10 protein-coding genes are annotated in these 13,117 nt (G+C 64.9%); 2 read left to right on the top strand and 8 right to left on the bottom strand.

All coding sequences use genetic code 11. The features are described from left to right. Nucleotides 1-108: 108 nt before the first annotated feature. On the top strand, nt 109-1,602 hold the full coding sequence (locus tag V6Z91_RS15630; RefSeq protein ID WP_338758480.1) for a leucyl aminopeptidase: 1,494 nt from the start codon (nt 109-111) through the stop codon (nt 1,600-1,602). A gap of 108 nt (nt 1,603-1,710) precedes the next feature. Here the strand turns inward: V6Z91_RS15630 and V6Z91_RS15625 are convergent, their stop codons facing one another. The 3 genes from V6Z91_RS15625 to V6Z91_RS15615 form a co-directional block, all read right to left on the bottom strand. Continuing rightward, nucleotides 1,711-1,965 (bottom strand): hypothetical protein, encoded by a 255-nt coding sequence (locus tag V6Z91_RS15625; RefSeq protein WP_338758479.1) that lies wholly within the window; start codon nt 1,963-1,965, stop codon nt 1,711-1,713. Next, nucleotides 1,962-2,606 carry a hypothetical protein gene (locus tag V6Z91_RS15620; RefSeq protein WP_338758478.1) on the bottom strand — a complete coding sequence of 215 codons (645 nt, stop codon included), beginning with the start codon at nt 2,604-2,606 and terminating at the stop codon, nt 1,962-1,964. Before V6Z91_RS15620 ends, V6Z91_RS15625 begins: the two co-directional genes overlap by 4 nt. A gap of 75 nt (nt 2,607-2,681) precedes the next feature. After that, entirely contained in the window at nt 2,682-3,053 is a 372-nt protein-coding gene (locus tag V6Z91_RS15615) for a hypothetical protein (RefSeq protein WP_338758476.1), read from the bottom strand. A gap of 414 nt (nt 3,054-3,467) precedes the next feature. On the opposite strand from V6Z91_RS15615, the gene V6Z91_RS15610 reads away from it, so the two are divergent. Then, on the top strand, nt 3,468-4,235 hold the full coding sequence (locus tag V6Z91_RS15610; RefSeq protein WP_338758475.1) for an exodeoxyribonuclease III: 768 nt from the start codon (nt 3,468-3,470) through the stop codon (nt 4,233-4,235). Nucleotides 4,236-4,392: 157 nt separating this feature from the next. Here the strand turns inward: V6Z91_RS15610 and V6Z91_RS15605 are convergent, their stop codons facing one another. The 5 genes from V6Z91_RS15605 to prpB all read right to left on the bottom strand — a co-directional run bounded on the left by V6Z91_RS15605 (nt 4,393) and on the right by prpB (nt 13,024). Next, a complete protein-coding gene (locus V6Z91_RS15605; protein ID WP_338758474.1) occupies nt 4,393-6,930 on the bottom strand; it encodes an EAL domain-containing protein in 2,538 nt (845 codons plus the stop codon). A gap of 239 nt (nt 6,931-7,169) precedes the next feature. Beyond that, a complete protein-coding gene (gene prpF / locus V6Z91_RS15600; RefSeq protein WP_338771877.1) occupies nt 7,170-8,357 on the bottom strand; it encodes a 2-methylaconitate cis-trans isomerase PrpF in 1,188 nt (395 codons plus the stop codon). After that, the gene (gene acnD, locus V6Z91_RS15595; RefSeq protein WP_338771876.1) at nt 8,357-10,957 is read right to left on the bottom strand and encodes a Fe/S-dependent 2-methylisocitrate dehydratase AcnD; all 2,601 of its coding nucleotides are present in this window, start codon (nt 10,955-10,957) and stop codon (nt 8,357-8,359) included. The genes prpF and acnD overlap by 1 nt, the downstream gene beginning before the upstream one ends. A gap of 21 nt (nt 10,958-10,978) precedes the next feature. Next, the gene (gene prpC, locus V6Z91_RS15590; protein ID WP_338758473.1) at nt 10,979-12,124 is read right to left on the bottom strand and encodes a 2-methylcitrate synthase; all 1,146 of its coding nucleotides are present in this window, start codon (nt 12,122-12,124) and stop codon (nt 10,979-10,981) included. A 12-nt stretch (nt 12,125-12,136) separates the two neighbouring features. After that, nucleotides 12,137-13,024, bottom strand: coding sequence for a methylisocitrate lyase (gene prpB / locus V6Z91_RS15585; RefSeq protein WP_338758472.1), 888 nt, complete (start codon nt 13,022-13,024; stop codon nt 12,137-12,139). Nucleotides 13,025-13,117 lie beyond the last annotated feature (93 nt).

Below are 13,117 nucleotides of genomic sequence, written 5' to 3'. Positions count from 1 at the left end.
ACCGGTTGATGCAACCGGATCACGCAATTGGGTTAAGCTACCGCGCTTTGGTGTTCGTCCACGAGACGGACATTCAGACGAACATCTGCGCACCTACGGAGAACAAAAATGGACTTTAGCATAAAAGCATTCGACACCAAGAACAGCATCGCGTCGGCAAAGACCGGCTGTGTCGCAGTGGCTGTATTCGAAAACAAGAAGCTTTCGCAGGCGGCCCAGGCCCTCGACGGCGCCGGGGATATCACGCATGCGCTGAAGTCCGGCGACATCACGGGCAAGCCCGGCTCCACCCTGCTGCTGCGCGGCCTGAACGGCGTGGCGGCCGAGCGCGTGCTGCTGGTCGGCCTGGGCAATGCCGATGCCGTGACCGAAAAGGCGTTCACGGGCGGCCTGCAGGCCGCACTGAAAGTGTTCTCCACGCTGGGCGCGGCGGACGCCATTATGGCACTGCCGCTGGCCGAAGTGAAAGACCGCGACGTCAACTGGGCGATCCGCGCCGTGGTGACCGCCGCGCGAGACAGCGTGTATCGCAGCGATGCGCAAAAATCGAAGAAGGACCCGGCGCCAAGCGGCGTGAAGAAAATCGCCCTGGCGGTGCCGAACAATGCCGCCACCAAACTGGCGCTGGCGCAGGCGATCGCCGTGGCCAATGGCATGCAGCTGACGAAAGACCTGGCCAACCTGTCAGCCAACGTCTGCACGCCGACCTACCTGGCCGAGACGGCCAAGGGCCTGGGCAAGGAGTTCAAGTTCAACGTGGAAGTCCTGGAGCGCAAGCAGCTCGAGGCATTGAAGATGGGCAGCTTCCTGTCGGTGACGAACGGCAGCGAGCAGCCGCCGAAGTTCATCGTCCTCAAGCACATGGGCGGCAAGCCGAAGGATGCGCCGATCGTCCTGGTCGGCAAGGGCATCACGTTCGACACGGGCGGCATCTCGATCAAGCCGGGCCCGGGCATGGACGAAATGAAGTACGACATGGGCGGCGCCGCGTCGGTGCTGGGCACGTTCCGCGCGATCGGCGAGATGGGCCTGAAGCTGAACGTGATCGGCATCGTGCCGGCCTGCGAGAACATGCCTTCCGGCCGCGCCACCAAGCCGGGCGACATCGTGACCTCGATGAACGGCCTGACCATCGAAGTGCTGAACACCGACGCCGAGGGGCGCCTGATCCTGTGCGACGCGCTGACGTATGCCGAGCGCTTCAACCCGGCGGCCGTGATCGACGTGGCCACGCTGACCGGCGCCTGCATCGTGGCGCTGGGCCACCACCACAGCGGCCTGTTCACGCGCGACGACGACGTGCACAACGCCCTGGCCGAGGAAATCGCCGCGGCCGGCCGCGCCACCGGCGACACCGTGTGGCGCCTGCCGATCGGCGAGCAGTACAACGAACAGCTGAAGTCGAACTTCGCCGACCTGGCCAATATCGGCACGCCGGGCGGTGCCTCGTGCACGGCCGCCGCGTTCCTGGAGAACTTCACCCGCAAGTATCCTTGGGCGCACGTGGACATCGCCGGCACGGCCTGGAAATCGGGCGCCGCCAAGGGCGCTACCGGCCGCCCCGTGCCGCTGCTGACGAACTTCCTGATCAATAGGGTATAAACGAGGGCATAAGCGCGAGCATCATCGCATCGGCCCCGTCCGCATGAACGCCGCCCCGGTTTGCGCCGGGCGGCGTTTTTCATTGGCGCCATGCGCTCCCGGCGACACCTATTTCATCTGCCGGCAGAGCTGCCACGCCATGGCCGCCAACACGCACAGACCCAGTGCCAGGGTGGCCCACAGGATGCCCTTGCGGGTGTTCGCCGCGCCTGCCGCCTGTACGGAGGCGGTCGGCGCGGGCGCCGAAGGGGCCGGCCGGGCCGCGGCCTGCTCGGCCGAGCCCACGGCACGCTCCACGCCGGCCAATTCCGCTTCGGTAAGCCCTGGCGCGACCTGCTCGACGGGTGTGGAAGGAATACTCAATAAATGGCCGACCCGCCCGGTGGCTGTGGCGGTTCCGCCGGCTTGGGCGGTGGTGGAGGCGGTGGCGGAGGTGGCGCGGGTGCGGCAGCCGCTTTCGGCGGTGGCGCTGGAGGGACGCGCTGCAACAGCACGGTCAGCGTGCTTGGGTAATCGAATCCGGCACCCGTAGAGCGGTCGATGAATTGGCCGGTGCCCGCCGTAAGCAGGATATTGCCCCAGCGCGAGGTATTCTGCTTCGGGCTGATCTGGTCGACGACATGAACGTCGTTCGACCGGCAGTCCACGGTCAGCGGCTTTGTGCTTTTCCGGATGCGCACGCGGCCGGGGGACGTGACGAACCAGCGCCCGGCATCATTGGTCAGGACGCAGCCGACCCCGGCTACCGGTTGGTAGTCGAGCACGGTTTGTACCATCACATACTGTTCGGTCGATTCGGTCAGCGTTGCACAGCCGGCCAGCAACGCGACCAGCATTGCGATGGGCAAGGTGGCTGGCAAGGTGGCAGGCAATTTGCTTGCCCAAGCAGTGGCTGGCAATTCAGCTGGCTGTGCCTGATAGGCGAATCGATAGCACAAGAACAGACGCACAAGCAGACGCAAAAGCGCCCGCCGTGAAAGCGGGCCGTGCAGCCCGGCCGTCATCGTACCGCTACCAGACCGGCATCGCGCAAGCGCGCCATGCCGGTCCGGTTCTTCTGCCGGGCTGGCATCGAGCCGTCAGTCGCCGTTCTTGGCGGCCTGCTGCTTCTGCTTCAAGCCCTGGATCACATGCATGATGTCATCCATCGCGGTGTCGTCCTTGCTCTTCAGTGCCGAGAATGCATCCAGCACTTCGTTCAGCACCTGGTTGCGCACGGCGGCTTCGTCCGAGGCAATTACCTGCGGACGTGTCGCGGTGCGGGTGCCGCCCTTTTCACCGGCATCCTTCACCGACTTGCGGCCGGCGGGGGTCTTGCCGTGTTCCAGCGCAGCCTGCCAGATCAGCCAGCGGCGCTGCGTTTCATACACCAGGTATTCTTCTGGCTTGTCTTCGCGGCGACGGACGATGTGCCCGTCCTTCTGAGCCCATGCTTCGAATGCAGATCGCATTTTCTTCCTTTACAAATGCTTTGCACGTTTAAACCAACATTTCCCAATAGTACCACTTATTGTCGAACGACAACATCACCGATGGAGCTTTTTTGTGCTGTCGAACGCAAGGCTGCCTGGTCGCACCAAGCGGGGCTATGAGCCGTTCGCGAACGAACATGCTAAGTATATGGCCCTTTCGCGGCTTCGCGAACCGAATTTTAGTACTATTTAGATAACTGTGTGGCAAAAACTGCAATAAATTTTCAAAGTGGTCGCATTTTGCAACGAAGTTGCGTCTGAGAGTAGTCTTATTGTTTCCAATTGCTGACGCAGCGCAATTGAACTTCCGTACATTGTATTAGGTTTTTGCAACTTGTGGAGTACTCATTGCGGTAATATGCCGCCCAAAATGAAACACCCACAAGGAATACTATGCAACTCGCCACCTGGAACGTCAATTCCCTGAATGTCCGCTTGCCGCACCTGTTGCAGTGGCTCGAAGATAATCCCGTCGACATCATCTGCATCCAAGAAACAAAACTTACTGATGATAAATTCCCCGTCGCCGCCATCGAGGAAGCGGGTTATCAGGTGCAATTCTCCGGGCAGAAGACTTATAACGGGGTGGCCATCCTGTCGCGCCTGCCGATGACCGACATCGTCCGCAACAACCCCTTGTATCCCGACGAGCAGCAACGCATTCTCGCCGCCACGATTGGCGGCATGCGCGTGGTTTGTGCCTATGTGCCGAACGGCCAGGCCGTCGATTCCGATAAATACACCTACAAGCTGGCGTGGATGGCGGCGCTACGCGACTGGCTGGCTGCGGAATTGGCGAGCCACCCGAACCTGGCGGTGCTGGGCGACTACAACGTGGCGCCGGAAGACCGCGACGTGCACGATCCGACTGTGTGGGAAGGTGAAGTGCACGTGTCGCCGCGCGAGCGGGACGCTTTCCGCGCCCTGCTCGATGTGGGCCTGACCGATGCCTACCGCCTGTTCGAGCAGCCCGAGAAGGCCTATAGCTGGTGGGATTACCGGATGCTGCGCTTCCAGAAGAACCAGGGTCTGCGCATCGATCACATCCTGCTGTCGGCCCCGCTGGCCGCGCGCTGCACCGCGTGCACGATCGACCGCACGCCGCGCAAGTGGAAGCAACCCTCCGACCACACCCCGGTCATCGCCACGCTAGTGTCCTGAGTCAGAAATTCGTTGCTTATAAATTTGACGAAATCGTCCCGAGGCAAGGCGTAAATGTCCGGTAAGGCCGGGGCCTTTCCGGGCATTTGCAACGCAGTATCGGGGCGATTCTCGTCGAATTTATGAAACGAATTTCCGACTCGGGACACTAGGCTAATCAGCTCACGCGCTCGAGCATGTTGGCCGCGTTCGCCCGCGGCACCGGCTGCGAGAACAGGTAGCCCTGCGCGAACTGGCAGCCCTGCCGCCGCAGCAGGGCATAATGCCCTTCCGTCTCGACGCCTTCGGCCACCACCGACAGCTGCAGGCTGTCCGACAGCGCGATGATCGCCGCCACGATCGCCCGGTCCTCGGCGCTGTTCTCGAGGTCCTTGATGAAGGCGCGGTCGATCTTTATCTTCTTGACGGGGAAGCGCTTCAGGTATGCCAGGCTCGAGTAACCGGTGCCGAAGTCGTCGATCGACAACCGGATGCCCATCGCGTTGATCTGGCCGAGGATATCGAGCGTCTGCTCGCCGTGCTGCATCAGCGCCGTTTCGGTGATCTCGAATTCCAGCAGCGCCGGGTCGATCGCCGTCTCGTCGAGGATACGGCGAATTGCCGGAACCAGCCCCTTGTGCATGAACTGGCGCGGCGACAGGTTGACGGCCAGCGGCACCGGCCGCAAACCCTGCCGTTTCCACTCCATGATCTGCTCGCAGGCACGGCGGATCACCCACTCCCCCACGGGCACGATCAGGCCATTCTCTTCGAGGATGGGAATGAACTTGTCCGGCCCTACCAGGCCGAGGCCCGGCCGGCGCCAGCGCAGCAGCACTTCGAGCGAATGCAGGCGGCGCGTGCCGGTATCGATGATGGGCTGGAAGTGCAGTTCGAACTGGCTCTGCGCCAGTGCGCTGCGCAGGCAGCTCTCCAGCTCGAAGTACGTGGCCGCCTGGTTCATCTTCTGCGTGAAGAACTGGTAGTTGTTGCGGCCCGCGGCCTTGGCGTGGTACATCGCGGTGTCGGCACGGCGCATCAGCGTTTCCACGTCGTCGCCATCGCCCGGGCAGACGCAGATGCCGATCGACGGCGTGATGTGCAGCGTGTGGCCGTCGAGCGGGAACGGCAGCGCCAGGGCGTCGATGATCTTCTGTGCCACCCGCGCCGCTTCCTCGGTGTCGCGGATGTGCGGGGCGAGCACCACGAACTCGTCGCCGCCAAGGCGGGCCACCGTGTCGCTGGCGCGCACCGCGCGGCACAGGCGGCCCGCCACTTCCTTGAGCAAGGCGTCGCCGGTCAGGTGGCCCAGCGAATCGTTGATCGTCTTGAACCGGTCCAGGTCCAGGAACATCACGGCCAGCCGGCGGTCGGTGCGCCGCGCCGCCAGCACGGCTCGCTCGAGCCGGTCGGCCAGCAGCGCACGGTTCGGCAAGCCCGTCAGGCTGTCGTGGTAAGCCATGTGATGCACGCGCGCCTCGGCTTGCCGGCGTTCGACGATTTCCGCCTGCAGCATCGCATTGGCACCGGCCAGCTCGGCGGTGCGCTCCAGCACGCGCACTTCGAGCTCGTCGCGGGCCCGACGCACGGCATCGGCCGCATTGCGCAGCGATTGCTCGGCCGCCTTGTGCTCGGTGCGGTCCTCGACGATCCAGATGGTGCCCTGGTCCGGTGCCGCCGGGTTGACCACGTAGGCAATCAGCTGGGCCCAGAAAGTGGAACCGTCCTTGCGGCGCAGTTCCACCTCGGTCTGGAATGGCCTGGCGAGCGCCAGCACCGGCGTGGCTGCCACGGCAAGCGCCTCGAACGAATCGGGCGACGGATACAGCGCGCTCCCGTGCAGGCCCAGCGCCTCGTCGCCTTCGTAGCGAAACATTTCCAGGAAACCGCGATTGTGGCGCGTGATCCGGCAATCGCGCGTGAACAGGATGCCGATCGAGGCGTTGTTCATCAACGCTTCGGTCTCCATGTCGTTCTGGCGCGAGGCCGTTACGTCTTCCAGGATCCAGATGGTGCCGCCGTCGTTGTGTTCATGGTCCACGGCCCTCGCCCGCACCCGGCACCAGAACAGGGAGCCATCCTTGCGCTGGAAGCGGAATTCCTTCTTTTCGAACGGCCGACCGCTGGCCAGCACCGGCCCGGCCTCGGCGCCGAACTGCTGGTAGACCTCGGCCGATGGGAACACGGTGCCGGCCCGCATGCCGATCATTTCCTGTGTCGCATAGCCGAACATCTCGGCAATGCGCGGGTTACAGCTCAACATTCTCTGATTCTTGGTGAACAGGATACCGACCGACGCGTTGTCCAGGATCGCCTGCTGTTCCAACAAGACCTTGCGGTTGGCTTCCGCGGCGGCGTGCTGCGCGATTTCCCGGAATACGACGGTCGCTCCGCGCCCCGCCAGCGTGGCGGGGAACGGCTTGACCGTGACCTCGACGGCGAGATGGCTGCCGGCAGCGGCGATCACCCAGCTGTCCCACGCAGCCGTCTCGGAGCCGGCCAGTGCCGCTGCCAGGGCAGCCGCACCGGCGCCGCGCACGTGCGGCGCGAACAGCTCCGCCATCGCGGACCCGCGCGGATCGACGGCCAGCAATGCCAAGAACTCGGCATTGACCGCGAACACCGCTCCGGCCGCATCGCATGCGCACGCGGGCAAGCCGACCAGCTGCAACGCTGCGGCAATGGGGTTGGCGATCGTGGCTTGGGTGTCGTTCATTATCACGGGAAATTATTGCTTCCTCAAGGAAACTCAACGAGCGATCATAAACCAGCGGCCCAGCAACCGCCATGCAGAAAGCAAGAAGCCCGGCAGTACCGGGCTTCAATACAACAGTCGTTTAAAGGAATTGCCGGGATATCAAGAACCGAAACCCCACATTCACTCGTGAGCAATACTTCCCGAAAAATGCGCCCGAAAAATGGGGACGTACCCCATTTTTCGGGAAACTGTTCGCCTTAGGCAATGGCCGGGATGCGCACGAAGCCTTCCATCAGCACGCGGGCGCTGCGGCTCATGACGGCTTTGGACACGCGCCACTGCCCGTCCGCCTCCAGCGCCTCCGCCCCCACGCGCAATGTGCCGGACGGGTGGCCGAAGCGCACCGCGGTGCGCACGCCGCCGCCGGCGGCCAGGTTGACCAGCGTGCCGGGGATCGCGGCGGCGGTGCCGATGGCTACCGCGGCCGTGCCCATCATCGCATGGTGCAGCTTGCCCATCGACAGCGCCCGCACCAGCAGGTCGATCTCTTCCGCCCGGACTGTCTTGCCGGACGAGGCCGTGTACGTGGCCGGCGGCGCGACGAACGCCACCTTCGGCGTGTGCTGGCGCTTCGCCGCCTCGTCCACGTGGCCGATCAGGCCCATGCGCACGGCGCCGTGCGCACGGATGGCCTCGAACATCGCCAGGGCCTTCGGGTCGCCGTTGACGGCATCCTGCAACTCGGTACCCGCATAGCCGATGCTGGCGGCATCGATGAAGATCGTGGGAATGCCGGCATTGATCATCGTTGCACGCAACGTGCCCACGCCAGGCACCTCGAGCTCGTCGACCACGCGGCCGGTGGGGAACATGGCGCCGCCCGCCCCTTCCTCGTCGGCCGCCGGGTCCATGAATTCCAGCTGCACCTCGGCCGCCGGGAAGGTCACGCCGTCGAGCTCGAAGTCGCCCGTTTCCTGCACCTGGCCATTCGTGACAGGCACGTGGGCGATGATCGTCTTGCCGATATTGGCTTGCCAGATGCGCACGACCGCCAGGCCGTCATGCGGCACCCGCGCTGGATCGACCATGCCGTTCGCGACCGCATACGGGCCGACGGCCGCCGACAGGTTGCCGCAATTGCCGCTCCAGTCCACGAACGGTTTGTCGATGGAGACCTGGCCGAACAGGTAGTCGACATCGTGGTCCGGCCGCGTGCTCCTGGCCAGGATGACGGTCTTGCTGGTGCTGGACGTGGCGCCGCCCATGCCGTCGATCTGCTTGCCGTACGGGTCGGGGCTGCCGATCACGCGCAGCAGCAGCGCGTCGCGCGCCGGGCCCGGCACGCGGGCCGCTTCGGGCAAGTCTTCCAGTCGGAAGAACACGCCCTTGCTGGTGCCGCCGCGCATATAGGTCGCGGGGATCTTCGCTTGCGGTGGATGCGCCATCATGCCGCCCTCGCCTGCGTGGAAGCCAGGAAGTCTTGCGCAAAGCGCTGCAGCACGCCGCCCGCTTCGTAGATCGCCACTTCCTCGGCCGTGTCGAGCCTGCACAGCACCGGCACCGTCACGCTTTCGCCGTTCTTCCGGTGGATCACGAGGGTGAGCGTGGCACGCGGCTGGCGCTCGCCCACCACGTCGAACGTCTCGGTACCGTCGATGCCCAGCGTGAGCCGGTTGATGCCGCCCGTGAATTCCAGCGGCAGCACGCCCATGCCGACCAGGTTGGTGCGGTGGATGCGCTCGAAGCCCTCTGCGACGATCGCTTCCGCGCCGGCCAGCCGCACGCCCTTCGCGGCCCAGTCGCGCGAGGAGCCCTGGCCGTAGTCGGCTCCGGCAATCACGATCAGCGGCTGCCGGCGCTCCATATAGGTCTCGATCGCTTCCCACATGCGCGAGATCGTGCCTTCCGGTTCGATCCGCGCGAGCGAGCCGGCCTTCACGCTGCCGTCCACCACCACCATTTCGTTCTTCAGCGTGGGGTTGGCGAAGGTCGCGCGTTGCGCCGTCAGGTGGTCGCCGCGGTGCGTCGCGTACGAGTTGAAGTCTTCTTCCGGCAAGCCCATCTTCGCGAGGTATTCGCCGGCCGCGCTGTCGGCCAGGATGGCGTTCGACGGCGACAGGTGGTCGGTCGTGATGTTGTCCCCGAGGACCGCCAGCGGCCGCATGCCGGTGAGCGTGCGCTCGCCGGCCAGCGCGCCTTCCCAGTAGGGAGGCCGGCGGATATACGTGCTTTGTGGCCGCCAGTCGTACAGCGGGCTGACGCTGCCGCCCGCCTCTTCCTGCCGCGCGAACATGGGAATGTACACGTTGCGGAAGTGCTGGGGTTTCACGCTGGCCGCCACGAGCGCATCGATTTCCTCGTCGCTCGGCCACAGGTCCTGCAGGGTGACCGGCCGGCCGTTCGCGTCATGCCCCAGCACGTCCTTCTCGATATCGAAGCGTATCGTGCCGGCGATCGCATAGGCCACCACGAGCGGTGGCGATGCCAGGAATGCCTGCTTGGCATATGGGTGGATGCGGCCGTCGAAATTGCGGTTGCCCGACAGGACCGCCGTCGCATACAGGTCGCGCTCCACGATCTCCCGCTGGATGGCCGGGTCGAGCGCGCCCGACATGCCATTGCACGAGGTGCACGCATAGGCCACGACGCCGAAGCCGAGCTTTTCCAGTTCCGGCAGCAGGCCCGCTTCTTCCAGGTACAGCGTGACGGCCTTCGAACCGGGGGCCAGCGAACTCTTGACCCAGGGCTTGCGCAGCAAGCCGAAGCTGTTGGCCTTTTTCGCCAGCAGGCCCGCCGCGATCATGTTGCGCGGGTTGTTCGTGTTGGTGCAGCTGGTAATGGCGGCGATGATCACCGCGCCGTCCGGCATGCGGCCCGGCTCGTTCTCGACCACGCCGGCGATGCCGCGCGCGGCCAGCTCGGAGGTGGGAACGCGCTTGTGCGGATTGGACGGGCCGGCGATATTGCGCACCACCGTCGACAGGTCGAAGCGCAGCACGCGCTCGTACTGCGCGTTCGCCAGGCTGTCGGCCCACAGGCCGGCCTGTTTCGCATACAGTTCCACCAGGGCCACCTGGTCGTCGTCGCGCCCCGTCAGGCGCAGGTACCTGATCGTCTGCTCATCGATGTGGAACATCGCGGCGGTGGCGCCGAATTCGGGCGCCATGTTCGAGATCGTGGCGCGGTCGCCCAGCGTCAGCGCCGCGGCCCCCTCGCCGTAAAACTCCAGCCAGGCCGACACCACTTTTTCCTTGCGCAGGAATTCGGTCAGCGCCAGCACGGTGTCGGTGGCCGTGATGCCCGCCTGCGGGCGACCGGTCAGTTCGACGCCGACGATATCCGGCAGGCGCATCCACGAGGCGCGGCCCAGCATGACCGTTTCCGCTTCCAGGCCACCCACGCCGATCGCGATGACGCCCAGCGCATCGACCATCGGCGTGTGCGAATCGGTGCCGACCAGCGTGTCGGGATAGGCCACGCCGTCGCTTACCTGCACGACGGGCGACATGCGTTCCAGATTGATCTGGTGCAGGATGCCGTTGCCCGGCGGGATCACGTCCACGTTGCGGAAGGCCCGCTTCGTCCATTCGATGAAGTGGAAGCGGTCCTCGTTGCGGCGGTCCTCGATCGCGCGGTTCTTCGCGAACGCGTCGGGGTCGTAGCCGCCGCATTCCACGGCGAGCGAATGGTCGACCACCAGCTGGGTGGGAACCACGGGGTTGACGAGGGCCGGGTCGCCGCCCTGCTCCGCGATCGCGTCGCGCAGGCCGGCCAGGTCGACCAGCGCGGTCTGGCCCAGGATGTCATGGCAGACCACGCGCGCCGGGAACCAGGGAAAATCGAGGTCGCGCCTGCGGTGGACCAGCTGCTCCAGCGAGCTGGTGAGCTGCGTGGCGTCGCAGCGGCGGCACAGGTTCTCGGCCAGCACGCGGGACGTGTACGGCAGTCTGTCGTAGGCGCCCGCTTCGATCGACTCGACGGCGGCGCGTGCGTCGAAGTAATCGAGCGTGGTACCGGGCAGGTTCTTCCGGTACGCGGAATTCATGGGAATGTTCACTTGCTGTCCTTACTTGCGGTCCGAGATGGGAACGAATTGCAGGTCTTCCGGCCCCACGTAGTTGGCGCTCGGGCGGATGATCTTGTTGTCGATGCGCTGCTCGATGATGTGGGCGGCCCAGCCCGACGTGCGGGAAATCACGAACAGCGGCGTGAACATGGCGGTCGGCACGCCCATCATGTGATACGACACGGCGGAGAACCAGTCCAGGTTCGGGAACATCTTCTTCACTTCCCACATGACCGATTCGAGGCGCTCGGCGATGTCGAACATCTTCATCGAGCCCGCCTCCTGCGACAGCTTGCGCGCCACTTCCTTGATCACCTTGTTGCGCGGGTCGGATACCGTGTACACGGGGTGGCCGAAGCCGATCACCACTTCCTTGTTGGCCACCCGGGCGCGGATATCGCTTTCGGCTTCATCGGCATTTTCGTAGCGCTTCTGGATGTCGAGCGCCACTTCGTTGGCGCCGCCATGCTTGGGGCCGCGCAGCGCGCCGATCGCGCCGGTGACGGCCGAGTAGATGTCCGACCCGGTGCCGGCGATCACGCGCGACGTGAACGTGGAGGCGTTGAACTCGTGCTCCGCATACAGGATCAGCGACGTGTGCATCGCCTTCACCCAAGACTCCGGCGGCGGGGCGCCGTGCAGCAGGTGCAGGAAGTGGCCGCCGATCGAATCGTCGTCCGTTTCCACGTCGATGCGGCGGCCCGCGTGGCTGTAGTGGTACCAGTACAGCAGCATGGAGCCGAACGAGGCCATCAGCCGGTCGGCAATGTCGCGCGCGCCGGCCAGGTTGTGGTCTTCCTTCTCCGGCAGCACGCAGCCGAGCACCGAAGCGCCGGTGCGCATCACGTCCATCGGATGGGCGCCGGCCGGCAGCGCCTCCAGCGCCAGCTTCACGGCCTGCGGCAAGCCGCGCAGCGATTTCAGCTTGGCCTTGTAGCCTTTCAGTTCGCCGGTGGTCGGCAGCTTGCCGTGCACCAGCAGGTAGGCGATTTCCTCGAACTCGCAGGCATCGGCCACGTCGAGGATGTCATAGCCGCGGTAATGCAGGTCATTGCCCGTCTTGCCGACGGAGCACAGCGCCGTATTGCCCGCGGCGACGCCGGACAGCGCGACGGATTTCTTGGGCTTGAAAGTGGTTTCGGTCATGGTGGTCTCCGTTTATTTTTTCTGTGCGGCGAACAAGGCGTCGAGCTTTTGTTCGAAGTCATGATAGTTGATGCGCTCGTACAGTTCGGCGCGGGTCTGCATCGTATCGAGCACGTTCTTCTGCGTGCCGTCGCGGCGGATGGCGCCGTACACGTTCTCGGCCGCCTTGTTCATGGCGCGGAAGGCGGACAGCGGATACAGCACCAGGCCCACATCGGCCTCGCGCAGCTCGTCCACGGTGAACAGCGGCGTGGAGCCGAACTCGGTGATATTGGCCAGCACCGGCACCTTCACGGCATTGGCGAACTGCCTGTACATCGACAGTTCCGTCATCGCTTCCGGGAAGATCATGTCGGCGCCCGCTTCCACGCAGGCGATCGCGCGGTCGATGGCGGCGTCGAGGCCTTCCACCGCCAGTGCGTCGGTACGCGCCATGATGACGAAGTTCCCGTCGGTGCGGGCGTCCACGGCCGCCTTGATGCGGTCCACCATCTCGCCCTTGCCGACGATTTCCTTGCCGGGCCGGTGACCGCAGCGCTTGGCGCCCACCTGGTCTTCGATGTGCATGGCCGCCGCGCCGAACTTGATCATGGACTTCACGGTGCGGGCCACGTTGAAGGCGGAAGCGCCGAAGCCCGTGTCGACGTCGACCAGCAGCGGAAGGTCGCACACGTCGGTGATGCGGCGCACGTCGGTCAGCACATCGTCAAGGTTCGAAATGCCGAGGTCGGGCAAGCCCAGCGACCCGGCCGCGACACCGCCGCCGGACAGGTAGATGGCACGAAAACCGGCGCGTTTGGCCAGCAGCGCATGGTTGGCGTTGATGGCGCCGACGACCTGCAACGGCGACTCTTCGCGGACAGCCTGGCGGAATGCCGCGCCGGCGGATTGAACACTCATGGTGACCTTTCAGTGACGGGTTGATGCGATGTCTCTTCGCAAGGGCCATGCCAACCAGCCGCCGGACTGGGAAATGATGCGAAATCAACGGCT

It is taken from the genome of Massilia sp. METH4 (genome assembly GCF_037094685.1).
In the GTDB taxonomy this organism is placed as follows: Bacteria; Pseudomonadota; Gammaproteobacteria; order Burkholderiales; family Burkholderiaceae_D; genus Rugamonas.
This window is presented reverse-complemented; position numbering and strand designations above follow the sequence as displayed.

Bases quoted from the DNA above. Each gene is read 5' to 3' on its own strand.
- V6Z91_RS15630 (WP_338758480.1), top strand. From the start codon at position 109: ATGGACTTTAGCATAAAAGCATTCGACACCAAGAACAGCATCGCGTCG.
- V6Z91_RS15620 (WP_338758478.1), bottom strand. From the start codon at position 2,606: ATGACGGCCGGGCTGCACGGCCCGCTTTCACGGCGGGCGCTTTTGCGT.
- V6Z91_RS15615 (WP_338758476.1), bottom strand. From the start codon at position 3,053: ATGCGATCTGCATTCGAAGCATGGGCTCAGAAGGACGGGCACATCGTC.
- V6Z91_RS15610 (WP_338758475.1), top strand. From the start codon at position 3,468: ATGCAACTCGCCACCTGGAACGTCAATTCCCTGAATGTCCGCTTGCCG.
- V6Z91_RS15605 (WP_338758474.1), bottom strand. From the start codon at position 6,930: ATGAACGACACCCAAGCCACGATCGCCAACCCCATTGCCGCAGCGTTG.
- prpF (WP_338771877.1), bottom strand. From the start codon at position 8,357: ATGGCGCATCCACCGCAAGCGAAGATCCCCGCGACCTATATGCGCGGC.
- acnD (WP_338771876.1), bottom strand. From the start codon at position 10,957: ATGAATTCCGCGTACCGGAAGAACCTGCCCGGTACCACGCTCGATTAC.
- prpC (WP_338758473.1), bottom strand. From the start codon at position 12,124: ATGACCGAAACCACTTTCAAGCCCAAGAAATCCGTCGCGCTGTCCGGC.
- prpB (WP_338758472.1), bottom strand. From the start codon at position 13,024: ATGAGTGTTCAATCCGCCGGCGCGGCATTCCGCCAGGCTGTCCGCGAA.